22 protein-coding genes, 1 other RNA gene and 1 riboswitch are annotated in these 22882 nt (G+C 64.8%); of the genes, 9 read left to right on the top strand and 14 right to left on the bottom strand.

The features are described 5' to 3' along the window. Nucleotides 1–14: 14 nt before the first annotated feature. Nucleotides 15–461 carry a division/cell wall cluster transcriptional repressor MraZ gene (gene mraZ, locus ICJ04_RS02930; RefSeq protein ID WP_042613641.1) on the bottom strand — a complete coding sequence of 149 codons (447 nt, stop codon included), beginning with the start codon at nucleotides 459–461 and terminating at the stop codon, nucleotides 15–17. 324 nt (nucleotides 462–785) lie between these two features. On the opposite strand from mraZ, the gene ICJ04_RS02925 reads away from it, so the two are divergent. Next, complete coding sequence (locus ICJ04_RS02925) at nucleotides 786–1538, top strand: NRDE family protein (protein ID WP_188326068.1); 753 nt, start codon at nucleotides 786–788, stop codon at nucleotides 1536–1538. Nucleotides 1539–1544: 6 nt separating this feature from the next. Here ICJ04_RS02925 and rnpB read toward each other — a convergent pair. Then, nucleotides 1545–1895, bottom strand: an RNA gene (gene rnpB, locus ICJ04_RS02920) — RNase P RNA component class A. Between the two features lie 150 nt (nucleotides 1896–2045). Here rnpB and ICJ04_RS02915 point away from each other — a divergent pair. From ICJ04_RS02915 to ICJ04_RS02905, 3 genes are read left to right on the top strand one after another with little or no spacing between them, the layout of a single operon-like run. Then, the gene (locus tag ICJ04_RS02915; protein ID WP_188326067.1) at nucleotides 2046–3770 is read left to right on the top strand and encodes a penicillin-binding protein activator; all 1725 of its coding nucleotides are present in this window, start codon (nucleotides 2046–2048) and stop codon (nucleotides 3768–3770) included. Beyond that, nucleotides 3760–4125, top strand: coding sequence for a YraN family protein (locus ICJ04_RS02910; RefSeq protein ID WP_188326066.1), 366 nt, complete (start codon nucleotides 3760–3762; stop codon nucleotides 4123–4125). The genes ICJ04_RS02915 and ICJ04_RS02910 overlap by 11 nt, the downstream gene beginning before the upstream one ends. A gap of 33 nt (nucleotides 4126–4158) precedes the next feature. Beyond that, on the top strand, nucleotides 4159–5547 hold the full coding sequence (locus tag ICJ04_RS02905; RefSeq protein WP_188326065.1) for an FAD-linked oxidase C-terminal domain-containing protein: 1389 nt from the start codon (nucleotides 4159–4161) through the stop codon (nucleotides 5545–5547). 23 nt (nucleotides 5548–5570) lie between these two features. Here ICJ04_RS02905 and ICJ04_RS02900 read toward each other — a convergent pair whose 3' ends face one another. Together ICJ04_RS02900 and ICJ04_RS02895 are read right to left on the bottom strand one after the other, a co-directional pair. Further along, the gene (locus ICJ04_RS02900; RefSeq protein WP_188326064.1) at nucleotides 5571–6152 is read right to left on the bottom strand and encodes a fimbrial protein; all 582 of its coding nucleotides are present in this window, start codon (nucleotides 6150–6152) and stop codon (nucleotides 5571–5573) included. Beyond that, nucleotides 6149–8638 (bottom strand): fimbria/pilus outer membrane usher protein, encoded by a 2490-nt coding sequence (locus tag ICJ04_RS02895; protein WP_188326063.1) that lies wholly within the window; start codon nucleotides 8636–8638, stop codon nucleotides 6149–6151. Before ICJ04_RS02895 ends, ICJ04_RS02900 begins: the two co-directional genes overlap by 4 nt. 292 nt (nucleotides 8639–8930) lie before the next feature. Between ICJ04_RS02895 and ICJ04_RS02890 the strand changes: the two genes are divergently transcribed. The 3 genes from ICJ04_RS02890 to ICJ04_RS18230 are packed head-to-tail and all read left to right on the top strand — an operon-like array spanning nucleotide 8931 to nucleotide 11328. Next, nucleotides 8931–9482, top strand: a complete 552-nt coding sequence (locus ICJ04_RS02890; protein WP_188326062.1) for a fimbrial protein — start codon at nucleotides 8931–8933, stop codon at nucleotides 9480–9482. A gap of 36 nt (nucleotides 9483–9518) precedes the next feature. After that, nucleotides 9519–10283, top strand: a complete 765-nt coding sequence (locus ICJ04_RS02885; RefSeq protein WP_188326061.1) for a fimbria/pilus periplasmic chaperone — start codon at nucleotides 9519–9521, stop codon at nucleotides 10281–10283. A 43-nt stretch (nucleotides 10284–10326) separates the two neighbouring features. After that, nucleotides 10327–11328 carry a fimbrial protein gene (locus ICJ04_RS18230; RefSeq protein ID WP_223202974.1) on the top strand — a complete coding sequence of 334 codons (1002 nt, stop codon included), beginning with the start codon at nucleotides 10327–10329 and terminating at the stop codon, nucleotides 11326–11328. Between the two features lie 25 nt (nucleotides 11329–11353). Here ICJ04_RS18230 and thiL read toward each other — a convergent pair whose 3' ends face one another. From thiL to ICJ04_RS02855, 5 genes are all read right to left on the bottom strand, one after another. Next, nucleotides 11354–12316: a thiamine-phosphate kinase gene (gene thiL / locus ICJ04_RS02875; protein ID WP_188326060.1), complete on the bottom strand. Its 963-nt coding sequence runs from the start codon at nucleotides 12314–12316 to the stop codon at nucleotides 11354–11356. A gap of 91 nt (nucleotides 12317–12407) precedes the next feature. After that, nucleotides 12408–12887, bottom strand: coding sequence for a transcription antitermination factor NusB (gene nusB, locus ICJ04_RS02870; protein ID WP_188326059.1), 480 nt, complete (start codon nucleotides 12885–12887; stop codon nucleotides 12408–12410). Further along, the gene (gene ribH / locus ICJ04_RS02865; RefSeq protein ID WP_188326058.1) at nucleotides 12884–13351 is read right to left on the bottom strand and encodes a 6,7-dimethyl-8-ribityllumazine synthase; all 468 of its coding nucleotides are present in this window, start codon (nucleotides 13349–13351) and stop codon (nucleotides 12884–12886) included. The genes nusB and ribH overlap by 4 nt, the downstream gene beginning before the upstream one ends. A gap of 80 nt (nucleotides 13352–13431) precedes the next feature. After that, nucleotides 13432–14532: a 3,4-dihydroxy-2-butanone-4-phosphate synthase gene (gene ribB, locus ICJ04_RS02860; RefSeq protein ID WP_188326057.1), complete on the bottom strand. Its 1101-nt coding sequence runs from the start codon at nucleotides 14530–14532 to the stop codon at nucleotides 13432–13434. Then, a complete protein-coding gene (locus ICJ04_RS02855; protein ID WP_188326056.1) occupies nucleotides 14529–15131 on the bottom strand; it encodes a riboflavin synthase in 603 nt (200 codons plus the stop codon). The genes ribB and ICJ04_RS02855 overlap by 4 nt, the downstream gene beginning before the upstream one ends. A 74-nt stretch (nucleotides 15132–15205) precedes the next feature. Further along, nucleotides 15206–15357: riboswitch (FMN riboswitch) on the bottom strand. 158 nt (nucleotides 15358–15515) lie between these two features. Between ICJ04_RS02855 and ICJ04_RS02850 the strand changes: the two genes are divergently transcribed. Further along, nucleotides 15516–16139: a hypothetical protein gene (locus ICJ04_RS02850; RefSeq protein WP_188326055.1), complete on the top strand. Its 624-nt coding sequence runs from the start codon at nucleotides 15516–15518 to the stop codon at nucleotides 16137–16139. A 97-nt stretch (nucleotides 16140–16236) separates the two neighbouring features. On the opposite strand, the gene ribD is transcribed toward ICJ04_RS02850, so the two are convergent. The 5 genes from ribD to ICJ04_RS02825 form a co-directional block, all read right to left on the bottom strand. Then, nucleotides 16237–17325, bottom strand: a complete 1089-nt coding sequence (gene ribD, locus ICJ04_RS02845) for a bifunctional diaminohydroxyphosphoribosylaminopyrimidine deaminase/5-amino-6-(5-phosphoribosylamino)uracil reductase RibD (protein WP_188326054.1) — start codon at nucleotides 17323–17325, stop codon at nucleotides 16237–16239. 16 nt (nucleotides 17326–17341) lie between these two features. Continuing rightward, nucleotides 17342–17863, bottom strand: a complete 522-nt coding sequence (gene nrdR, locus ICJ04_RS02840) for a transcriptional regulator NrdR (RefSeq protein ID WP_188326053.1) — start codon at nucleotides 17861–17863, stop codon at nucleotides 17342–17344. A gap of 141 nt (nucleotides 17864–18004) precedes the next feature. Continuing rightward, nucleotides 18005–19258 (bottom strand): serine hydroxymethyltransferase, encoded by a 1254-nt coding sequence (gene glyA, locus ICJ04_RS02835; protein WP_188326052.1) that lies wholly within the window; start codon nucleotides 19256–19258, stop codon nucleotides 18005–18007. Nucleotides 19259–19528: 270 nt separating this feature from the next. Further along, nucleotides 19529–20062 carry an RcnB family protein gene (locus ICJ04_RS02830; RefSeq protein WP_188326051.1) on the bottom strand — a complete coding sequence of 178 codons (534 nt, stop codon included), beginning with the start codon at nucleotides 20060–20062 and terminating at the stop codon, nucleotides 19529–19531. Between the two features lie 124 nt (nucleotides 20063–20186). Next, nucleotides 20187–21059, bottom strand: coding sequence for a hypothetical protein (locus tag ICJ04_RS02825; protein WP_188326050.1), 873 nt, complete (start codon nucleotides 21057–21059; stop codon nucleotides 20187–20189). Between the two features lie 99 nt (nucleotides 21060–21158). On the opposite strand from ICJ04_RS02825, the gene ettA reads away from it, so the two are divergent. Further along, the gene (ettA, locus tag ICJ04_RS02820) at nucleotides 21159–22823 is read left to right on the top strand and encodes an energy-dependent translational throttle protein EttA (protein ID WP_188326049.1); all 1665 of its coding nucleotides are present in this window, start codon (nucleotides 21159–21161) and stop codon (nucleotides 22821–22823) included. Nucleotides 22824–22882: the final 59 nt, after the last annotated feature.

Here is a 22882-nt window from a genome sequence, read left to right as displayed (position 1 = left end):
CCGGGCACCCCGGCTCACAATTTCAGATCGAGAAGCCCATCGCCCAGATCCTCGTCAGACAATGTCTGCTGGATCAATGCGCGGTGCGCCTGCTCGCTCCAAAGTTCGAATTTGTCACCCATGCCGAGCAATACCGCCTTTTTTTCGATGCCCACCGCGCCGCGGTGGCTGGCGGGGATGCTGATGCGGCCGTTGCCGTCCAGTTCCAGGTGTGCGGCCGAACCGACCAGCTTCTGCTGCAGCAGCCGAACGACCCGCTGGGTGTTCGGCTTGGCCATCACGTCGTCCCGCACGCGCTCCCACTCCGATTCCGCGTACAGCCAGAGGCAGCCGGATTCAAAGGGGTTGTAGGTCAGGACCAGCCGGTTGTTGCTCACACGCGCAACGAGGTCGCGATGAACGGTTGGAACCGCCATGCGCCCTTTATCGTCAACCGTGATGGCCGTCTCGCCCTGAAACACGACGCGTGCACCTTTCCTTCAGATGGATAAAACATTGAACCACGAAAAACCACAAAAGACCCGGTTTTCCCTCTGATGCCCACCTTATCAGCGGTCAAAGGGTTGTCAACAACTTTTGCAGGGGGAAATCACCTGTGCCATCAATGGCTTGCAGCAATCTTTAGAGACTTGTTCAAGGCTTATCCACAAGTTGCTGTTTCGTCTCAAATTTTGAGATTGGGGCGAAGTTCAGGGGTGTGTAGAGGGCGTGAAACATGTGATGCGCATTCATTGACTGTGCCGATCCCGTAGCGAGGTGTTGCGCAAAACAGCACAATGCGACGCATGTGCCTACTTGCTCTGGCTTGGCTCCACCACCCGCGCTGGCGGCTGGTCATGGCTGGCAATCGCGACGAGTTCCACGCCCGCCCAACGGCTCCGCTGTCCCGCTGGAACGACGCACCCCGTGTGATCGGCGGGCGCGACCTGCGCTCCGGCGGCGCCTGGGCCGGTGTCGCCGCCGATGGACGGATGGCGGCGGTGACCAATGTGCGGGATCCGCACGCTGCGCAGGCAGGGGAATCCCGCGGCGCGCTGGTGGCCGACTACCTGCGTGGCACGGTGCCGGCCCACGCACGCGCTGATGAATTGGAAAGAAGTGCCAGCGCCTACCCGCCGTTCAACCTGCTGTTGGCCGATGCGGACAGCGTGGAATACGTCGGCAACCATCCGGCCGGTCGGCAGCGGCTCGCCCCTGGCGTGCATGGCATGTCCAACGGCGCCTTGGATGCGGGCTGGCCGAAGACGCGGCGACTGATGCAGGCGGTCGCGGCATGGACCGCCACACACAGCGAGGATCTGCAGCCGCTCTGGCTGGCATTGGCCGACCCGCAGCGCGCGGACGACACCGACCTGCCCGATACCGGCATCGGCCTGGAGCGCGAGCGCTGGCTCAGCCCCGCCTTCATCCGCGGCGACGATTACGGGACACGTGCCAGCACCATCATCCTGATCGACGCGGAAGGGCACGGGCATATCCACGAACGCCGCTTCGGGCCACAAGGCATCGCCACCGGCGAAGGCCGCATGGACTTTTGAAGGAAGTGGCGGAGCCGGCCGATAAGCCGGGTTTTGTCGTGGACAGTCATTCCTCTAGGCGCCGCGTCACCACGGCGCTCAAGCAACCTACCCGGACCCGACGCGGGCCGCGCCATGAGGTCCCTATTTGGTCTTGCTCCAGGTGGGGTTTGCCGTACCGGTCTGTTGCCAGACTCGCGGTGCGCTCTTACCGCACCATTTCACCCTTACCGGCCTTCCGAAGAAGACGTAGGCGGTATCTTTCTGTTGCACTTTCCGTCGGCTCGCGCCGCCCAGGGGTTACCTGGCACCTTGCCCTATGGAGCCCGGACTTTCCTCGGCATCCGCAAGGGATGACGCGACTGTCTGGCCGACTCCGCCGCGCGCATTGTCCCACAGATGCGACATGGGTAGCGCGGGCGTGGCCGGCGAGAGGTCAACGACCAGTTCAGCGGCGCTGCGAGCTCAAGGGTAGAATCCACCGGTGTACTTGGCCACGGCCGCCGACCTCCCTGCATGGACTCGATCATGAACAAGCCTGTCGTCCGGATCTCCGCCCTGTCACTGTCTTTGCTGCTGCTGGCCGGTTGCGCCACCACCAGCCTGACCAGTGCGCCGGAGTCGCCCGCCCAGAGCCAGGCACTGCTGCTGATCGAGCAAGGTCGCCCGCGTGATGCCGCCCTGCAGCTGGAAAGCCTGGCCGGCACGCTGCGCGGCACCGCGCGCAGCAATGCACTGGCGGACGCCGCGTTCGCCTGGCACGAAGCAGGCGATGCGACGCGCGCACGCAGCCTGCTGGCACAGGTGCAGCCGCGCCAGCTGGCCGCGCCCAGCCGCCAGCGCTACCTGCTGGTGACCGCGGAACTGGCCTTGGCCGACAAGCAACCGGCCGCCGCCCTCGCTGCGCTGTCCGAGCCCGGCACGGAGGTACTGCCTGCCCTGGCAGCGCGCTGGCAGTTGGCACGCGCCGCCGCACTGCAGGCCAGCGGCGACAGCTTTGGTGCCGCACAGGAACGTGCACGTGCGAACGCAGGCTTGACCGGGCAGCCCCGCAGTGACAACCAGGCCGCCATTACCGCGCTGCTGGGCAGCCTGGACGACGCTACGCTGCGCTCACGTGCCGGCGCGCTGCCGGCCAATGAGCCGCTGTACAACTTCGCCGGTCGCGCCCTGCTGGCACGTGGCCTGCCGTTGCCACGCCCGTTCGATCGGGATGCGGCCGCGGTGCAGTTCGATACCAGCAAGCGGCCGCCAGCGATGAGCGATGGCTACCGGCCGCCGGTGAAACTGGCGGTGCTGCTGCCGTTGACCGGGCGCTTGGCCACTGCCGCACAACCCGTGCGTGATGGCCTGCTGACGGGTTACTACGGTGAGAGCCGACGCAAGCCGGAAATAGATTTCATCGACACCGCAGGCACGCCCGCCGGAGCGCTGTCTGCCTACGACAAGGCGGTCAGTAGCGGCGCTGATTTCATCGTCGGCCCGCTGGGGCGCGACGAAGTGGACGCCGTGTACGGCCGCGCGCAGCTGCCGGTGCCGGTGCTCGCGTTGAATCGCGGCAAGGGTGCACCGCCGGCCGGCAGCGCGGGTTTCTCGCTGGCACCGGAAGACGACGGCGTCATGGCCGCCGAGTACCTGCGCGGTCGCGAGCGCTCCAAAGTGATCGTCGTGCACAGCAGTGACGACACCGGTCGCCGCACCGCCGCCGCCTTCGCCGAGCGCTTCACCCAGCGCGGCGGACAGGTACTGGCGACGGTCGCAGTGGCCGATACGGTGGGCGACATCAGCGCGCGCCTGCGTACGGCAGAACCGGCCGATGGCGTGCTGCTGGCGGTGCGTGCACCGCAGGCGCGGCAGCTGGCTCCGCAACTGGCACTGGCCGGTGTGGGCGGCGGCACGCGCGTGGGCACTTCGCAGCTGACCGTCGGCAGTGGCAAGCCGGAAGAGGATGTTGCCCTGGACGGCATCATCTATCCCAACGAGGCGTGGAACGTGCGAGGCGTGGCAGGACTGCCCAGCGCCAGCAGTGCCGGTCAGCTGTTGCCCAGCGCGCGCGGTGCCGCCGGGCGTCTGTTCGCCTTCGGCTTTGACGCCTGGAAGATCAGCGCCTACATGGAATCGCTGGCAGCCCAGGGCGGCCTGGCCGGCGCAACAGGCACGCTGTACCTGGACGGCGGTGGCAACATCCTGCGCGTTCCTGCCTGGTCCACGTTCAATGGCGGGCGGCCCATGCCGATCGCCAATGCCAACTGACAGAGCCCGTCGCGGGGCCGCGGTCGAGGCGGCCGCCGAGCGCCTGCTGTGTGACGCGGGCTTGCAGGTGTTGGACCGCAATGTGGGCTACCGCGGCGGCGAGCTGGATCGGGTGATGGACCACGACGGCACGGTGGTGTTCGTCGAAGTCCGCTACCGCGCGCGCTCGGATTTCGGCGGCGCAGGGGGGTCGGTCGATGGCCGCAAGCAGCAGCGCTTGATCCTCGCCGCACAGCTCTACCTGCAGTCCCACCCGACGCTCTGCGAGCGACCGTGCCGCTTCGATGTCGTGCAGGCAAGCGGCGAACCACCGCGACTGCACTGGCTGCGCGATGCGTTCCGGCTGGACGGCTGAGCACATCATTCCTTTGCCTCTGCTGGAATCGCGATGAACACCGAACTGCCCGCCACCCTGGTTGCCCAAATGTCCCTGCTGCTCGGCGCCGACGGCTGGCGTACCGACACGGCCGCGCTGGATGCGAACGCGCAGGACAATTCCTGGCGTCGCCAGTTGCCCTTGGCGGTCGCGCTGCCGTCCACCCCAGAGCAGGTGCAGGCCATCGTCAGGGCCTGCCGCGCGCATCGGGTGGCGGTGGTGGCGCGCGGTGCGGGCACCGGCACAACCGGTGCCGCCGTCCCGCTGCAGGGCAGCATCGTGCTGTCGTTCGCGCGCATGGCGCAGATCCTGGCGGTGCGCCCTGGCGACCGCTGCGCCATCGTGCAGCCGGGCGTACTCAACGGCGATCTTCAGCACGCACTGGCACCCCATGGACTGTTCTGGGCACCGGACCCGTCCAGCGCGGACATCTGCAGCATCGGCGGCAACCTGGCCTGCAATGCGGGCGGACCGCGCGCGGTGAAGTACGGCAGCAGCCGCGACAACGTGCTGGGTGTGGTCGCGGTGACCGGCACCGGCGATCTCATCCGCTGCGGCGGTGCCTACACCAAGGACGCCACGGGCTACGACCTGACCCATCTGCTGATCGGCAGCGAGGGCACGCTGGCCTTGATCGTCGAAGCCACACTGAAACTCACGCCACTGCCGGTAGCGCAGGCCGGGTTGCGTGTGCTGTACCGCGATGCCGACGCGGCAGCGCAGGCGGTGTCGCGGGTGATGACACAACCGGTCACGCCCACGCGCCTGGAGTTCATGGATGCGCGCAGCCTGCAATTGCTGCGGGGCAATGGCGCGGACGTGTCCGAGGCCGGTGCCATGCTGCTGATCGAGGCGGACGGCGACCACGACACCCTGCCCTATCTGCTGCAGGCGCTGGCCAGCGCAGCAGAAGGCGATGGCATGCTGTCGCTGGACGTTGCAATGGAAGGAGCCGCGCGCGAAAAGCTGTGGGCTGCACGCAAGGCGCTGTCACCTGCGTTGCGCAGCATCGCACCGGGCAAGATCAACGAGGACGTGGTGGTGCCCGTGTCACGCATCCCGGCCCTGGTCGCCGGCGTGCAGGCCTTGGCACGCGAGTTCGACCTGACCATCGTGACGTTCGGCCATGCGGGCAATGGCAACCTGCACGTCAACATCCTGTATCACCCGGACGACGCCGACGAAAACGCCCGTGCGCACGCTGCCCTGCCGCGTATCTTCGCCTTGACGCTGGCATTGGAGGGCACGCTCTCCGGCGAACACGGGATTGGCTTGGCGAAGCGTGACTTCATGACGCAGGCCTTCACTGCGGAAACCTTGACCGCGATGCACGCGATCAAGGCCGCATTGGATCCGGACGGCATACTGAATCCCGGCAAGGTGTTGCCGTCTCCCCAATGAATGGTTCGACGGCAAGCAGGGAATCACTCGTAGGTGGCAGTTACGGTGATGTTCGCGTTGACATCGCCCGCGGTGAAGGGTGCCTTGTCAACGTGGTGATAGCCCACTCTGAACGGGTGACTTGCCGTGGCAGTGGCGACGTCCAAGGTACGCGCATCGTTGGGCTTCAGAAGGGTGTCGAACTTTTGACCATCCTTCAGAACCAGTGAGATACCGGTCGCGCCCGTGGGGGCCTCATTCTTCCAGTAGTCCGCATCCTCTGCGGCACCGGTGAAGATCAGCTTCGCCTTGGTGACGCCGACGCAATCGTCGAATTTCAACGCGCCGTCGGCCATGCCCAGGTCGCCGCCTTTAACGTCCCCGGCCTTGAGGGGTTTCAGGGTCACTGGTGCGATGGTGAGCTTGCACGTGCCCGGAAGGATCTTGCCCGTGACGGTAAGTGTGGCTGTATCAGCCCGTGCAGGCACGGGATTGGCGATTATCGCGGCCAGCACGGACAGACAAGCAGTCCACTTGATGGAAGTACGTGAGTAAATCATAGGTATCTCTTCGGGTTGGGTTGAACGATCGGGATGGAACAGGCGGTGATGATGGAAGGCGTTCACCGCGTCGCCGTATCAGGCAGCTCCGGAACACAGGTGCCTTGGCTCCAGGACAGGCCATAGACATCTGCAGCCTGGGGAAGCTGGTACTCAAGGCGGCAGCGCCGCGCCCCTTGCGCATCGACTATCAGGGCACCGCTTTCAGCAGCGCCCTGTAGTCGGATGACACTGCCTTGGCCGACGACCCCAATCGAGCGGCCGCTCTCGTCCTGCACCGATGCGGCGAATGGCAGTGGCTGACCTTGCGCATCAACTGCATCGATGAAGAGGGTTCGCTGCCTGCGGACATGGAACGGCACACGCACGATGCTGCCGGCCGTCGGGGCGACACGCTGCGAAGTCTGCAGCAGCTGCACATCCAGCGGCAGACCGGCAGGATCCAGCTCTATCTGGTTCCACCGATAGGGGCTGGCTGAGGGCATCACCGCATAACCGTTGCGCCCAATCCGCAGCTCATGACCGCTGCGAACGTGTGCACCTGTGGCACCCACTGCCTGAACCAGGACGACGGTATCGCCCAGACTCTGGCCAAACGTCAGGCCATCGGCATGCAACACGATGCTGCCCGCAGCCGATACCTGCCACGTCTCGCGGCGGCCTTCCCGACCATACCCCGCCGACAGGGCACCTCGGCCGCCCTGATAGCTCGCATGGGTATCCAGTAACCGGGACGATCCGATACTGCCCGCCGAGGCGTCGTAGTTCAGCTCGTTACGCGCCCCGGATGCGCCTGACAGGCGTATCTGCGAACGCGCATTTGGGCCGGGACTGAAATGTCCGGACACGTGATGTCTGCTGGCCGGGGTCCCCAGCGGCATGCTGATGAAAAACGAACAGCGCGTGTCCACCTCACCTTCGCCATGGTGGTAGCGCAGCGCGGTGAGCGAGTAGTTCACGCTTCCGATGCGCCCGCTGAAACCTGCCTGCAGATCGGTAAGGGCGGCCTCCCGTCCATAGCTGACAAACAGCGAGCTGTGATCTGCAAGGCGTTGCGACAGGTTCACCTGAAGCCGCTGCAATGCCGCCTCATGCCGTTCCGGTGCAGGCCGCGCGGTGGACGGCGACAGCGGGCCCGGCCAGAGATCGATCAAGCCACGCGAGGCCACCCCACTGGAATGCCACGCGGTCACGCCCACGCCCGTCCCGGGACCGGGAAACAGGCGCTGGTAGTTGATCCGGTAGCTTTGCCCCCGTTCTACGCCACCACGACGCCGCACGAGTGTATCCCGGGCGTCCAGGCCGATAGCGCCCAGTGCGGTGTTGAACGCGGTGCCAACCAGAAACGTCTTCTGCCGGGATGAGAGCTGGACTCCAGACAACATCGTCAACCGGTTATCCAGGCCACGGCCGAAGGTGGCCTCGATGAATTCCGTAGGCAGAGTGCCGATGCTGGAATAGGGATCGAGCCGTCCCGCAACGACGCTGAATTCCTGTACGCCAGGACGCAGTGCCTGTGGAATCGCCGAAAATGGCACCCGGAAGCTGTGGGTCTGCCCGCCCGCCTCGGTGACACTGACATCAAGATCACCGGCACCGCCTCCCGCAACCAGATCCTCAATGATGAAAGGGCCAGGGGGCACCACCAACTCACGGATCAACCTGCCGTTCTGACGGATGCTGACCGTGGCAGAGCCTTGCGCTACGCCTTTGACCACGGGCGCATAGCCCTCCAGCGAATCTGCCAGCATCCTTCTGTCACTGGCGACCCGGATACCCGTGTACGCAACGCTGTCGAAGAGGTACCCGGGCGTGAACTCCTGCCCGACCTGGAGGCGAGTGCCGCTGTTTGGCAGGTCGCGCTGCAGCGACGTCCGGCCGTCCCGCCAGCGTGAACCGCCGGCCGCATGGGTGAACCAGCCATCGTGGCGCAAGCGCCACGCCCCTATGTTGAAGCCCATTCGCGTGCCTATGGACAGCACGGACTCTCTTTGCACCCCCCTGTGCTGTAGCTGGTAATCGATGAAGCCCGCCGTGATGCCCTGCTCCCGCGATGCCAGGGGAACATGGCCGCCAGGCGACGATGCCATGGCCGCCTGCGGAATGCTGATGACCAGCCGCAGTTCGGCTTCGTCGTACTGTACGGAGGCGCCATCGATCCACCGGGGAAGATCCACGCACTGCACATCTTCGGGCAGATCCTGCAGGAACTTGGCTTTCACCCCCATCCCGCGGACCAGCGCTGCGCTCACGCAGGGCATGGCCGCGCTGTCTGGAGAATCCGCAACAAAGGTGACGCTTTCCTGGCGCAGTAACTGGCCATTGACCACCACATCCAGCACATAGATTCCGGGTTTGACGGCACTGCTTTCGAAATGGCCCAGAGCATCCGCTGCATCGCCGACGAGAAATCCGGGACTGAAGCGCGGAGATGCGGCCGTTGCCGCCGCCATGCAGACTGCATTTGATGATAGATAAACAGCAGCCACGATGTGACGCCAGTGAGGTCTGCCCTTTGGCAGCAAATGGGAAATTGAAACCATATCGCGCATGACGTCCGCAGGAGGAAGGCGAAGGTGTACGCACCATGGCGACAATGAACGCTTCGACGAGGCGACATGTTGCGTGGCTGCGAATCCGTCATACATGGGGAAATCTGCACAAAATCAGCGGCATTACCTATCACTGATTACATCTACATAGGCAGTCGCCTGCCGCACTACGACTGGGACACTTTCAATCCACTGTCACGAACATCGTGTGGCGTTCAATAAAGTCTTCCTATGTAAATACACATATCTCCTGATACTCGGCACAGACGGGCATAAATGAAACTGGCATTTCGTGATCGCCCCTTCCCCGCAGGACACCCTGAAGCCGATGAAAATCCGAGCGTCTCTCACGCTGCCAGCCCTGCTATGCACGGGGCTCGCCTTTCCGTGCGCGGCAACACCTCTTGAGATCACCGGCGAAGTGACCGCAAGCACCTGCCTCGTCAACGACTCCAACGGCCCCATCCACATCGATCTCGGGCGCACCTCACTCTCCAGAATCAACTCCCTCACCCGGCGCGACGACACGGCGTTCGCCATAACGGTCAGTTGCCCGGGTTCGACAGGCGCGCAGCAGATCGGTCTGCAGCTGACGGGCCCTGCCGACCCGGTAACGGGGGCCATCGCGCTGGATGGCCCTTCATCGGCGACCCGGATTGGGGTCGCCATCCTCACCGGCCAGGGTGAAAAGCTGCGCATGGACGAGCAGCCGATCACTCTGGTGAACGTGCCCGCCGGCGGTCAGCGGCGGCTGGATTTCTTCGCCGCGCTCGTTCCCCTAGGGGACGGCGCCACCGCAGGCTCAGTGCGCGCTCGCGCTGAGCTCACGCTGATCTATCGCTGAAACCCATCCCCTTCCCTGTTTCTGGAGAATCTCTCCATGCACTACCTCTCCCGCTCCGCGTTGGCAGCCCCCCTGTTGATGCTGGCAACTGCTGCGCCTCCCGCATCGGCCGCGGTCACCATCGAGGGCACCCGCATCGTCGTTGACGGCAGTCTTCATCGCGATACGACGGTAAGGATCAGCAACGATGGCAGCGCGCCCGCAATGACCCAGGCCTGGATCGACACCGGCGACAGCAGCGCCGTTCCTGAACGATTGAAAGTGCCTTTCCGCATCACGCCCGCAGGGCCTCGTGTGATACAGCCCAGCGCGTCGCACATGTTTCGCATCACTTACGCACCGCGCCCCTCCGAAGCACTGCCGACAGATCGCGAATCGGTGCTTTACTTCAATCTCCTGGATATTCCTCCCGAACAGGAAGACACCGCTGAGCAGAACCTCTTGCGGTTCGCTGTCCGCTCGCGCATCAAGCTGTTCTACCGGCCCCCAGGCCTGCCAGGCACCGCTGCCGCCGCTGCGGCTTCCCTGCGCTGGCAGATTCAGAACGAGGGAGGCACCCGCTGGCTTACCGCTACCAACCCGGGGCCTTTCCACGTGACAGTGACAAAGATCTCCGTGAACGACACCACTGAGCTAGAGGCCAGCATGATTCCACCGCACGGCCAGCACCGCACGGCGCTCCCCCCCGGATCGGCGGCCTCTGACCGGGTGAGCTTCTCCTGGCTGGACGACTACGGCGCACTGCGGGATCAACAATCTCCGGTGCAGGTGCAGCGCGTGTCTGCTGAACATTCACGGTAACGAATGCCCCCTCCGCCGCCCCGACCACTAAATGATTACGCCTATGTCCCGCCTCGAAACAGCGTCGAAACCCCGATTTTTTCTGGCCCTGGCGTCCGTCAGCATGTTGGCCTCCACGAGCGCGCTCGCCTGCAGCGTTCACGGCGACGACACCTTCGACAGTTCCATCACAGTCCAGAATGAACTTGCCCGCGATGTTGCACTGACCGAGTGGCGGGGCCTCGTGGGACCGGGACCAGAGGCGAGCCCCTGCCCGCGCACCGACCTGGGATTGATTACGGTTACGAAGATGAGACAGCTGTCTTTCGTGCGTCATATCGAGGTGGATGGTCAGCGATACCCGGCCTACGGCTGGAATTCTGCAAGTCCACTGATCATATTCCGAGCCCACAAGAGCGCCGCCCCATCCGAGAACACACCCACGCCGCTTACGGCCAATGACACCAACCGTTACACCGCTAGAACCAGCGAGACCAGTGTCGGTGGCGGCGAATATGTAAGGATCAGGATGCACTACAGACTGTTCTCGCGCGGCGGCCCAATGAACGGGGTCGAGTCCAACATACTCAAGGCGTATACCTATCTGCAGGGACATATCAATGACGGGAACATCGAACACACACTATCACTCGCGATATCCATACCTCGATTGACCTGTCGCCTGGACAATGTCACGGTCGCGCTGCCAGACGTGCGTGCCAGCGAACTCCCCGTCGTTCACAGCGACGCCGGGACACGACAATTCCAGGTAAAGATGGACTGCCCGTCGGACCGCATTCCTGTCCAGCTGACCCTGAACGATGCAGGTGCCCCCACCAATACCGGTAGCGAGCTGACGCCAGGCGCAGGATCTACTTCCAAGGGCGTCGCCGTGCAGTTGCTTCGTGACGGCAAGCCGGTGATTTTCGGCGAAACGTGGAAACATTCGAATGTTCGTGCGGGTGACAACGCCATACCCTTCGCCGCTCGCTATCTGCGGACCGGAGATGACCTGTCAGCGGGCACCTTGGAGGGAAAGGCGATACTGAGAGCCGACTATCAGTGATCGCGTGCGTCGCCGGACGGCCCGCCTATGAGAAATGTTCATACCCACGCGGACCCGAGTAACCCTCGCAGTGCACACCTGTCCCGGTGGATACCGCGCCAATAAGGGTCAGGGTGGGTGACACCACCCGGGAAAGGCTGCCGAGGGTGGTTCGTAGCGAGCGCGGTGCCGTAAAGCAGAGCTCATAGTCGTCGCCACCGTGCAAGGCGCAGCGCAGCGCGCCGTCATCTCCCAAGGCACCACGCAAGGGCACAGACACCGGGATTTGTGCAGCATCCACCCTCACCGCTACGTCGCTGCTGACCGCAATATGCCCGAGGTCGGCCAGCAGACCGTCGGAAACATCCACGGCAGCGCTCGCTAACCCCCGCAGCGCCAGTCCCAGCGCTATCCGCGGCGTCGGCCGCAACAGACGCTGGCGCAGGAACTCGATGGTCGGATCGGTTGCGATACGGGTGACATCGAGCTCGCCGCGTTTCCATAGCTGCAACGCACCCGCCGCGTCGCCCAGTGTGCCGCTGACCCAGATATCATCGCCAACCTGCGCACCATCGCGGCGCAGTGCTTGGCTGTGCGGCACCTGACCGAACGCGGTGACCGAGAGCGACAGCGGGCCGCGCGTGGTATCCCCACCGATCAGGCGCCAATCGTGCGCGTCCGCCAGCGCGAAGAAGCCGTCGGCGAACGCGTCGATCCACTCCGCTTCCGCGCTTGGCAGCGACAACGCCAGCGTGCCCCATGCCGGTGTGGCGCCCATGGCGGCCAGATCGGAAAGATTGACCGCCAGCGTCTTCCAACCGATATCGGCCGGCCGCGTTTCGGCGGGAAAGTGCACGCCACTGTTGAGCGTATCGGCGGTTACCGCCAGCCAGTGACCCGCCAGCGGCTGCAGCAGCGCCGCATCGTCGCCGATGCCGAGCACGATGTCATCGCGCCCCTTGCTGCGGGCGCGGATACGTTCGATCAGGGCGAATTCGGCGAGTGACATGGGGCTCCGAGGGTGCGGGCCCATGACCGGCTGAGCTGGCGAGCCGCGCTGAAGGATTGCCGCCGAGCGTGACTCGGCGCTACCACATCGGTCAGTGACCGCTTTCGGTCTTGCGCCACTCGATCGCGGCGCGATCCAGCACACCGTTGACGAAGGTGTGGCCGTGTTCGGAACCGAAGCGCTTGGCCGACTCGATGGCTTCGTTGATCACCACGCGATACGGAATGTCGGCGCGAAAACGCAGCTCGTACGCCGACAGGCGCAGTACCGCGCGTTCGATCGCATCCACTTCCTCGACACTTCTATCCAGGAACAGGGACAACGCCTCATCCAGATCCCGACGGTTGTCCAGCACGCCATGCACCAGCGCCTCGAAGTAGGCCAGATCGGCCACCTCGCGCGCCTGTTCGTGGGCGAACTGGGCGACCAACGACTGGCCGTTGCCGCCTGAAATCTGCCACGCATAGATGGCCTGTACCGCACGGCGGCGCGCGCGCGAGCGCAGTACCGGATCCACGCCATCACGGCGAACGGGTCTGCCGGACGGCCTGCCCTGGGTGGTCTTGTTCATGGCAGTTGCTCCAGAAGATTGATCATTTCCAATGCCGCCAAGGCGGCTTCCTCGCCCTTGTTGCCGTGGCTGCCCCCGGCACGCGCTTCGGCATCCTCGGCACGCTCCACCGCCAGCACGCCATTGAGCACCGGCACGCCGAAATCCAGCTGCACGCGCATCAAGCCTTCAGCACAACGGTCGGCCACGTGTTCGTAATGACGCGTGTCACCGCGGATCACACAGCCCAGGGTCAGGATGGCCGCGTGCTGATGTGCAGCGGCCAGACGTGCGGCGACCAAGGGGATTTCCCAGGCGCCCGGAACGCGGATCACATCCACTTCGCTTTCTGCGACGCCGTTGCCGGCCAATGCCTGACGGGCACCGGTGACCAGCGCATCGGTGATGCGGGCATTCCAGCGGCTGGCCACGATGGCGAAGCGCGCCGATCCGGGAGAGCGAAGATCGCCTTCGAAATGGCTCATGGGGAGTTGGGGGACCTGAGTGGGGGGTAAGTTTACCGTGTACGGGCTGCCGCCGTGCGTGGCGGCAGCCGCGGGTTACCTCAACAGCCGACGGTTTCCACTACCTCCAGCCCATAACCCGCCAGACCGATCTGCCGGCGCGGCGTGCCCAGCACCCGCAGCTTGCCCAACCCGAGGTCGGACAGGATCTGCGCGCCAGCGCCGTTACGCCGCCACTGGCTTACATCCTTGTCCTTTCCCGGCGTGACCGGCTGCGGCTGCTGGCGCAGGCGATACAGCAGCGTCTCGCTGTCACGCGGGGCCGACAGCACCACCATCACCCCGCTGTCGGCAGCCGCGATCGCGCGCAGCGCGTCGGTGGCGGCGACACCGAAATCATCGCGTCGCCAGTGCAGCAGGTCGGCCAGTGGGTTTTCCACCTGCACCCGCACCAGCGTCGGCGTCTGCGCGTCGGGGGTGCCCCGTACGAGTGCGAAATGCAGGTCGTGGGCGATCCGGTCGCGGTACGTCACCAGCGTGAAGCCGCCGAACTCGGTCTCGATCTCACGCTCGTCAACGCGCTCTACCGTCTTCTCCGTCGCCAGGCGATAGGCGATCAGGTCGGCGATGGAGCCCATCTTCAAGCCATGTTCGCGGGCGAAGACTTCCAGTTCAGGGCGACGCGCCATGCTGCCATCGGGGTTGAGGATTTCCACCAGCACGCCGGCCGGCTCCAGCCCTGCCAGCATCGCCAGGTCCACGCCCGCTTCGGTATGACCGGCGCGGGTGAGCACGCCGCCGGGCTGGGCAATCAACGGGAAGATATGGCCCGGCTGATGCAGGTCCGATGCTTTGGCATCGGGCTTCACCGCCGTGCGGATGGTATGCGCACGGTCATAGGCGGAGATACCGGTGGTAACCCCCTCCGCCGCCTCGATGCTGACCGTGAAATTGGTCTGGAACTGGGCGGTGTTCGCCTGCACCATCGGCGCCAGGCCCAGATCAGCGGCACGCTCACGGGTGAGCGGCAAGCACACCAGGCCACGTCCATGGGTGACCATGAAATTGATGTCGCTTGGCTTGACCAGCTCAGCGGCCATGATCAGGTCGCCTTCGTTTTCGCGGTCTTCGTCATCCACGATGACCACCATGCGGCCCAGACGGATGTCTTCCAGGATCTCGGGAATGGGGGCGAAGTTCATGCGCGTGCTCCTTCACCCAGCAGACGCTCGACATAGCGCGCGACCAGGTCGATTTCCAGGTTGACCGCGCTGCCGACGGTGCTGGCGGCGAAGGCGGTGTGCGAAACGGTGTGCGGGATCAACGCGACCTCGAAGCCCTCGTCATCCACCTCGTTCACCGTCAGACTCACGCCGTCGACGCAGATCGATCCCTTCTTGGCGATATACCGCCGCAGCGCCTTCGGTGCGGCAAAGCGCCAGCGCTGGGCGCGCGCATCGTCATGGATGGACAGCACCTGCCCCAGCCCGTCAACGTGGCCGCTGACCAGATGCCCGCCGAGGCGATCGGTCGGACGCATCGCGCGCTCCAGATTGATGACCGCCCCTTCCACCAGGCTGCCCAGCGTCGTCAGCCCAAGGGTTTCAGTCGACGCATCGGCCTGGAAGGTCTGCGCGTCGAATGCGATGACCGTCAGGCAGACCCCGTTGATGGCGATGCTCTCGCCCAGCTGCACGCTGTCGAAGGGCAGGCTGCCGACGTGGAAGGTGAAGCGGACATCGCCGCCGAGGGTTTCGCGCGCGGCCAGACGGCCGACGCCTTCAATGATTCCAGTAAACAAGAACGTTCTCCGCGGGTAGTGAGCGAAAAACGCCGCAAGGCAAACAGGTACGCACGGAGCATCACGCCCCGTGGCACCGTCTTCTTTCATCCGGACTATCACCGTCGGCTCCGGCATCGAACCGGATCTGCTGACCTCCCGCCCAAGGTGGACCGGAGCGCTCGCGGGCTCATGCCCGAAGGCACCTACCGCCGGTGGGGAATCGCACCCCGCCCTGAAGACGTTTGTATACCGGCGAACCGGCGCACGCATTCTAACAGGCCTGCCTGAAGGCTCGCTTTTTGTAAAAGATTCATTAAAATGCCGCCGAGCGCGACAACGACGTCGCCCCGGGTAGCTGTACCGGCTGCCTGCAATGGAACGCTGACTCAAGGATTCACACGCATGCGCAAGATGCTGCTGGCCGCCTCCCTGCTCGCCCTGTCGCCGTTGTCGGCCCTCGCCGCCGATGGCCTGAGCTACACCTACGCCGAAGCCGGCTGGACCCAGTTCAAGGTCAACGACGACCTGCTGGACGATCCCAAGGTGGACGGTGGCTACCTCCGCGGCTCCTTTGCCATTGCACCGCAGGTCTATCTGTTCGGTGCCTGGTCACAGGTATCCAAGTCCTATGGCTTCACCGGCGGCAGCATCAAGCTGGAGCTGGACCAGCCGGAACTGGGCATCGGCTACAACATGGGCATGAGCGACCGCGTCGACTTCACCGCGGACATCGCGTGGGTCCGCCAGAACGCCAAGGTGACGCTGAAGCAGACCGGCTTCGCCACCGTCAGCGACAAGGACCACACCAATGCAGCCCGCGGCATGTTCGGTGTGCGCGGCAAGCCGTCGGCACGCACCGAAGCGTGGCTGAAGGGTGGCTACATGGATGGCAGCGACATGGACGGCACCTGGGTCGGCAACGTCGGCGGCCAGATCAACCTCACCCCGATGTGGGGCGTGGTGGGTGAAGTGCAGGTCATCGAAGACGTGACCCAGTACTCGGCCGGTATCCGCGCCAGCTTCTGATCCGCGCGATCAACAGGCGTTTCTGACGGCTTCCTTCGGGAAGCCGTTCTTGTTTCTGTCGCGCGCGCAGGACCTGCGTTGCGTGTGCTGTGGTGCCTCAGCCCGCGGGGCGCAACCGCAGCCGCAGATCGGTGCCCACCTGGCATTGATCGATCAGCTGCAGGCGGTGCTGCTGTTGCATGGCGTGCACGCCAAGGCCTGCAAACAACGGCAGGCCATGCTCGCCAAGCAGGGTCGGCGCCTGGTACAGCAGCAATTCGTCCACCCAGCCGCCTGCCATCAAGGCACCTGACAGGGTCGCGCCGGCTTCCGTATGCAGTTCGTTGATGCCACGCGCGCCGAGCAGCGCCAGCACCGCCGCCAGGTCCAGGCGGCCGCCGACGCACGGCACGCTGGCAAACTGCGCATCGGCCGCATCGGGTGCGCTGATGGCGGGGTCATGCAGGTACAGCGTCGGCGCCGGGCCTTCGCGCACGCGCGCGCATTCCAGCGAGCGGAGTTGCGCATCCAACACCACGCGCAACGGCGGCAGCACCTCGGTGTCGGCCAGACGCACCGTCAGCTGCGGGTCGTCGGCGAGCACAGTGGAGGCGCCGGTCAGGATCGCGCCAGCCCGTGCACGCCAATGCTGCACGTCTTCACGTGCGGCAGCGCCGGTTATCCATTTGGACGTGCCGTCCGCCATCGCCGTGCGACCATCCAGGCTGGCCGCAAGTTTGACCCGCACCCACGGCCGGCCGCGTTCCACACGCGACAGGAAGCCACGGTTCAATTCACGTGACTGCGCGGCCATCAGCCCCTCGCTGACCTCGATGCCCGCCGCACGCAGCAGGTCGAATCCACCGCCATCGACCTGCGGGAAGGGGTCACGCATGGCCGCCACGACACGCGTAACGCCGGACTCGATCAGCGCGAGCGCACAAGGTGGCGTGCGGCCATAGTGGGCGCAGGGTTCCAAGGTGACGTAGGCCGTGGCGCCGCGTGCCTGTTCGCCCGCTTCGCGCAGGGCGAATACCTCGGCATGCGGTCCGCCAGCGCGCTGGTGCCAGCCCTGCCCGACCACCCGCTCGCCATGGGCGATCACGCAGCCCACCATCGGGTTGGGTCGTGCGGTATAGGCCGCGCGCTCCGCCAACCGCAAGGCGGTCGCCATGTGCAGATGATCGAGGGCGGAAAAACCGGACATGCAGCGCCGGTCCCGCTCAGCTCTTCTTTTTCTTGGTCAGGGCGATCACATCGCCCAGCAACTGCAACTGCTCGGTGCTGGCGGGCAGTTCACGCTCCAGCTTTTCGATTTCCTCGCGGAAATCAGCCACATCGCCGAAGCTGCGATACACCGACGCGAAACGGACATAGCCGACATGGTCCAGCTTGCGCAGCTCGTTCATCACGAACTCGCCGACGCGGATGGAGGGCACTTCACGCTCGCCGCAGATCCGCAGCTGGTGCACCACCGCACGTACCGCTGATTCGATCTTTTCTTCCGGCACCGGTCGCTTCTGCAGCGCGCGGTCAAAGCCGGCGCGGACCTTGCGCGCCTCGAATGCCTCGCGGCTGCCGTCACCCTTGATGATGGTCGGCAGCTTGAGCTCGATGGTTTCCAGGGTGCTGAAGCGCTCGTTGCAGGCCTCGCACTCACGCCGGCGGCGGATCGTCGCACCGTCTTCAGAGACGCGCGAATCAATCACCCGGGTATCGGCATGTTGGCAGAACGGACAATGCATGGAGCGCCTTGCGTAGTGGAAACGTCATGCCGTGGTCATGGCAGCGTCGCCACGGTACTGGAGATGGCCATGCGCGGCAAACCGCGAGCCCTGCAACGCCGGGATTGGCGCGGCAGGGCATGCTGTCACCGATGCACGGGCTCAGCCGTAGACCGGGTACCTGCGGCACTGCGCACTCACCGCATCGCGCACCCGCGCGATCACCGCATCGTCGGCCGGTGCGTCGAGCACGTCGGCGATCCAGTTGGCCAGGTCGACGCAATCCTGTTCGACGTACCCCCGGGTGGTCACCGCCGGCGTACCCAGGCGCAGGCCCGAGGTCACGAACGGTGAACGCGGATCGTTCGGCACCGAGTTCTTGTTCACCGTGATATGCGCCTTGCCCAGCGCCGCCTCGGCGTCCTTGCCGGACACCTCTTTGCCGATCATGTCCACCAGCATCAGGTGGTTCTGGGTACCGCCGGACACGATCTTGTAGCCACGGGCGATCAGCGTATCGGCCATCGCCTGGGCGTTCTTCACTACCTGCTGCTGATAGGTGGTGAACGAGGGCTCAAGCGCTTCCTTGAACGCGACGGCCTTGGCCGCGATCACGTGCATCAGTGGGCCACCCTGAATGCCCGGGAAGACGATCGACTGCAGCTTCTTGACCAGTTCCTCGCTGGCACCCTTGGCGATGATGATGCCGCCACGCGGCCCACGCAGCGTCTTGTGGGTGGTGGAGGTGACCACATGCGCGTGCGCCAGCGGGCTGGGATAGACGCCCGCCGCGACCAGACCGGCCACATGGGCCATGTCCACGAAGAGGTAGGCGCCCACCTTGTCGGCGATGGCGCGGAAACGCGCCCAGTCCACGATCTGCGAATAGGCAGAGAACCCGGCGACCACCATCTTCGGCTTGTGTTCGACGGCCAGTCGCTCGACTTCGTCGTAATCGATCAGGCCCTGATCGTTCACACCGTACTGCACCGCATTGAACAGCTTGCCGGAGGCATTCACCTTGGCACCGTGGGTCAGGTGACCGCCGTGGGCCAGGCTCATGCCCAGGATGGTGTCGCCCGGCTGCAGCAGCGCGAAGTAGACCGCCTGGTTGGCCTGCGAGCCACTGTGCGGCTGCACGTTGGCGTAATCGGCGCCGTACAGCTGCTTCAGGCGGTCGATGGCCAGCTGTTCGGCGATGTCCACATACTCGCAGCCACCGTAGTAGCGCTTGCCCGGATACCCTTCGGCGTACTTGTTGGTCAGCTGGCTGCCCTGGGCTTCCATCACCAGGGGGCTGGCGTAGTTCTCGCTGGCGATCAGCTCGACGTGATCTTCCTGGCGCTGGGCCTCGTCGGCGATGGCCTTGGCCAACTCGGGATCGTAGCTTTCGATTCGGGCGTCGCGCGGGAACATCGGTTTCTCCGGGGGCAGGCAGGAAAGGAACGGCAAGACCGCAATTGTAGTCCGTGCGCTGCGGGTCTCAAAACGGACCACGGATGCGCACGACGCCGTTCCTGATCCAGGGACATCGCGGAATGCGCGTCTCAAGCGTGGCGAGGCGTTGGAGCCGCAGCGCGAGCCTGCTCGTGCCCGCCCACTCGTCGCATGGCGCTGTACGCAGAACGGCGCCCCCTAGAGGCGCCGTTCTGCAGGCTGCAGCCCTCAGCCCGTCAGGCCATCAGCTCAGCGGTTGTTGATCACGAAGTCCGCCAGGATCCCCGTTGCGATGGCGACCAGCAGCAGGTTGCCGCGGTCATCGCGCACCCAGTGGTGTCCACGGGGCGGGCGACGTACGTGGTAGCTGTTGTAGTCATTCACCACGTAGATCGGGCCACGGTAGTAATCCCGATACCGGTGGCCGACCTGCCAACCGTAACCCGGACCGTGCCCATAAGCGGGGCGGTACGCAGGGCCGTAAGCGGGGCGGTATGCCGGGCGATACACCACGCGCGGCGGGGGCGCCGGACGGTAGTAACCCGCGTGACGTCGATCATCCCGCCACTCACGGCGATCATGGCGACGATCATCGCGCCAGTCCCGGCGCGTTTCACGGCGGTCGTTGTGGTGGTCACGGCGGTCATCGCGACGATCGTCCCGCCATTCACGGCGATCGCGATCATGGCTGCGGTGGCGGTCATTGTCGGCGAACGCGGGCGCGACAGCCCCCAAGGCCAGCAGGGAGGCCACGGCACCGGCCACAAGTCGATTGATGCGCATGCGTGGACTCCTAGCTGTTGGGTGATGTTTCCCATAATGCGCATCGCATATGAACCGTTTCCCGCTGGAAACGGTTCCCCTTTATCGCGACCAATGCCTGTTCAGCTATGGGCCAGAGACGTCACTATGGCAACGCTTTCCAGCGCCCCATCAACTGCACCGGATTGCCTTCCCCGGCGACGGTGATCGAGTACAGGCCGGGCGCAAGCCCGTCCAGATTGCATTGCCGCCACGCATCACCCTGGTCATCGCAGATCAACGGCGGGAACCCGGTGCCTACAGGCCCATACACTTTGAGCGCCACTTCCGCATCGCCTCCCCAAGTGAACACCTGCATATTCGATGGCTTGGCCAGTCGCACGCGGCGCGCCGCCTCGTACGTCGTGCCACCGGCGAGCTGAGAAAACACACCCGTCGCCTGCCCCTGCTTCAGGTCCGCTGCCGGTCCGGGCAGGGTCAGGTTGATCCGCATGTCCTGCGCTCCTCCCAGCAGCCGAAGCTGCAGCACGCGCGCACCGGCCGAGCCCGACAGGTCGACGTAGCCGCCAACGGTGTCCAGACCGTCAAGTTCGAACCTGCGCAGCACTAGGCCGTCGACCCATGCAAATTCGATGCTCCCGGACAGCTTCATACCCGCATCAGCGGACGATATTCCAAAGCCGATCCCTTTATCGGTGGACGCCACCGCGACGTTGAATACACGCTGCGTTCCGGCGGGTACGGTGAGATCGCTGACCGACAGCGGCGACGGCAGCAAGGGCGCAACATCGGCGGCCATGGCCGATGAGGGCACGGCAGGAGCAAGCAGAAGGCACAGCAGGGCAGGCAACAATGAGCGGTTCATCAACGCGTCTCCGATTGAGTGGTGCGTGACCATCGTGGTCCGCCCGCCCATCCCGGACCATCCGCCCGCGCCCCGCGCACCTGTGGGGAAAACGTGCCGCAACCCGTCTGTGACCCGCACCTGTCCCACCTTGGGTCCCCGCACGGCCGCCATGGCAGTGAAACCGGCGATCAGCGATAATGACCAGTCAAATATTCCGTTTTCCGCCGGCCCTGCCTCTCGGCCCGGTGGATCGACCCTTTGGGAGACTCCATGTCCTCGCAATACATCTACACCATGAACCGCGTGTCCAAGGTGGTCCCGCCCAAGCGGCAGATCATCAAGGACATCTCGCTGTCGTTCTTCCCGGGCGCGAAGATCGGCCTGCTGGGCCTGAACGGGTCCGGCAAGTCCACCGTGCTGAAGATCATGGCCGGCGTGGACACCGATTTCGAGGGCGAAGCGCGTCCGCAGGCCGGCATCAAGGTCGGCTACCTGGCGCAGGAACCCGAGCTGGATCCGACCAAGACCGTGCGTGAAGCGGTTGAAGAAGGCGTCGGCGAAGTACTGCAGGCCCAGGCCCAGCTCGATGCGGTCTACCTGGCTTATGCCGAGGAAGGCGCTGATTTCGACAAACTGGCCAAGGAACAGGAGCGCCTGGAGGCGATCCTGGCCGCTGGTGACGCGCATACCCTGGAAAACCAGCTGGACGTGGCGGCCGATGCCCTGCGCCTGCCACCGTGGGAAGCCATCGTGGGCAAGCTCTCCGGTGGTGAGAAGCGCCGCGTTGCGTTGTGCCGCCTGCTGCTGCAGAAGCCGGACATGCTGCTGCTCGATGAGCCGACCAACCATCTCGACGCCGAGTCGGTGGAATGGCTGGAGCAGTTCCTGGCGCGCTACACCGGCACCGTCGTGGCGGTCACCCATGACCGCTACTTCCTCGACAACGCCGCCGAGTGGATCCTGGAACTGGATCGTGGCCGCGGTATTCCGTGGAAGGGCAACTACACCGACTGGCTGACCCAGAAGGATGAGCGCCTGAAGCAGGAAGACAACCAGGAAAAGTCCCGCCAGAAAGCCATCCAGAAGGAGCTGGAGTGGTCGCGCCAGAACGCCAAGGGTGGCCGCACCAAGGGCAAGGCCCGTCTGGCCCGCCTGGAAGAGCTGCAGTCGGTTGATTACCAGAAGCGCAACGAGACCAACGAGCTGTTCATCCCGCCGGGTGAGCGCCTGGGCAATGCGGTGATGGAGTTCAAGAACGTCTCCAAGAAGTTCGGCGACCGCCTGCTGTTCGACAACCTGAACTTCCTGGTGCCCGGTGGCGCCATCGTCGGCATCATCGGCCCCAACGGCGCCGGCAAGTCGACCCTGTTCAAGATGATCACCGGCCAGGAAAAGCCCGACACTGGCGAGATCGTAGTCGGCCCGACGGTGCAGCTGTCCTACGTGGACCAGAGCCGCGATGCGCTGGAAGGCAACCACAACGTCTTCCAGGAAATCGCCGGCGGGTTGGACATCCTGAACATCAATGGCGTGGAGATCCAGTCGCGCGCCTACATCGGCCGCTTCAACTTCAAGGGCCAGGATCAGCAGAAGCTGGTCGGTTCGCTGTCCGGTGGTGAGCGTGGCCGCCTGCACATGGCCAAGACCCTGCTGCAGGGTGGCAATGTGCTGCTGCTCGATGAACCGTCCAACGATCTGGATATCGAAACCCTGCGTTCGCTGGAAGATGCGCTGCTGGAGTTCCCGGGCAACACCTTCGTCATTTCGCATGACCGCTGGTTCCTGGATCGCATCGCGACCCACATCCTGGCGTTCGAAGGTGATTCGCACGTGGAGTTCTTCCAGGGCAACTACCGCGAGTACGAAGCCGACAAGCGCCGCCGCATGGGCGACGATGCCGCACCCAAGCGCCTGCGTTTCAAGGCGCTGAAGTAAGAAGCCCCGAGGACGGCCGCCCAGTGCGGCCGTCCTCTTTTTTGTACTGTCGACGTGTC

Source organism: Stenotrophomonas sp. 169, assembly GCF_014621775.1.
Classification (GTDB): Bacteria; Pseudomonadota; Gammaproteobacteria; order Xanthomonadales; family Xanthomonadaceae; genus Stenotrophomonas.
Note: the sequence above shows the minus strand (reverse complement) of the source record. Positions and strands in the feature narration are given on the sequence as shown.

Coding starts and splice junctions, on each gene's coding strand:
- ICJ04_RS02925 (WP_188326068.1), top strand. CDS start 786: ATGTGCCTACTTGCTCTGGCTTGGCTCCACCACCCGCGCTGGCGGCTG.
- ICJ04_RS02915 (WP_188326067.1), top strand. CDS start 2,046: ATGAACAAGCCTGTCGTCCGGATCTCCGCCCTGTCACTGTCTTTGCTG.
- ICJ04_RS02910 (WP_188326066.1), top strand. CDS start 3,760: ATGCCAACTGACAGAGCCCGTCGCGGGGCCGCGGTCGAGGCGGCCGCC.
- ICJ04_RS02905 (WP_188326065.1), top strand. CDS start 4,159: ATGAACACCGAACTGCCCGCCACCCTGGTTGCCCAAATGTCCCTGCTG.
- ICJ04_RS02895 (WP_188326063.1), bottom strand. CDS start 8,638: ATGCGCGATATGGTTTCAATTTCCCATTTGCTGCCAAAGGGCAGACCT.
- ICJ04_RS02885 (WP_188326061.1), top strand. CDS start 9,519: ATGCACTACCTCTCCCGCTCCGCGTTGGCAGCCCCCCTGTTGATGCTG.
- ICJ04_RS18230 (WP_223202974.1), top strand. CDS start 10,327: ATGTCCCGCCTCGAAACAGCGTCGAAACCCCGATTTTTTCTGGCCCTG.
- thiL (WP_188326060.1), bottom strand. CDS start 12,316: ATGTCACTCGCCGAATTCGCCCTGATCGAACGTATCCGCGCCCGCAGC.
- nusB (WP_188326059.1), bottom strand. CDS start 12,887: ATGAACAAGACCACCCAGGGCAGGCCGTCCGGCAGACCCGTTCGCCGT.
- ribH (WP_188326058.1), bottom strand. CDS start 13,351: ATGAGCCATTTCGAAGGCGATCTTCGCTCTCCCGGATCGGCGCGCTTC.
- ribB (WP_188326057.1), bottom strand. CDS start 14,532: ATGAACTTCGCCCCCATTCCCGAGATCCTGGAAGACATCCGTCTGGGC.
- ICJ04_RS02850 (WP_188326055.1), top strand. CDS start 15,516: ATGCGCAAGATGCTGCTGGCCGCCTCCCTGCTCGCCCTGTCGCCGTTG.
- ribD (WP_188326054.1), bottom strand. CDS start 17,325: ATGTCCGGTTTTTCCGCCCTCGATCATCTGCACATGGCGACCGCCTTG.
- nrdR (WP_188326053.1), bottom strand. CDS start 17,863: ATGCATTGTCCGTTCTGCCAACATGCCGATACCCGGGTGATTGATTCG.
- glyA (WP_188326052.1), bottom strand. CDS start 19,258: ATGTTCCCGCGCGACGCCCGAATCGAAAGCTACGATCCCGAGTTGGCC.
- ICJ04_RS02830 (WP_188326051.1), bottom strand. CDS start 20,062: ATGCGCATCAATCGACTTGTGGCCGGTGCCGTGGCCTCCCTGCTGGCC.
- ICJ04_RS02825 (WP_188326050.1), bottom strand. CDS start 21,059: ATGGCGGCCGTGCGGGGACCCAAGGTGGGACAGGTGCGGGTCACAGAC.
- ettA (WP_188326049.1), top strand. CDS start 21,159: ATGTCCTCGCAATACATCTACACCATGAACCGCGTGTCCAAGGTGGTC.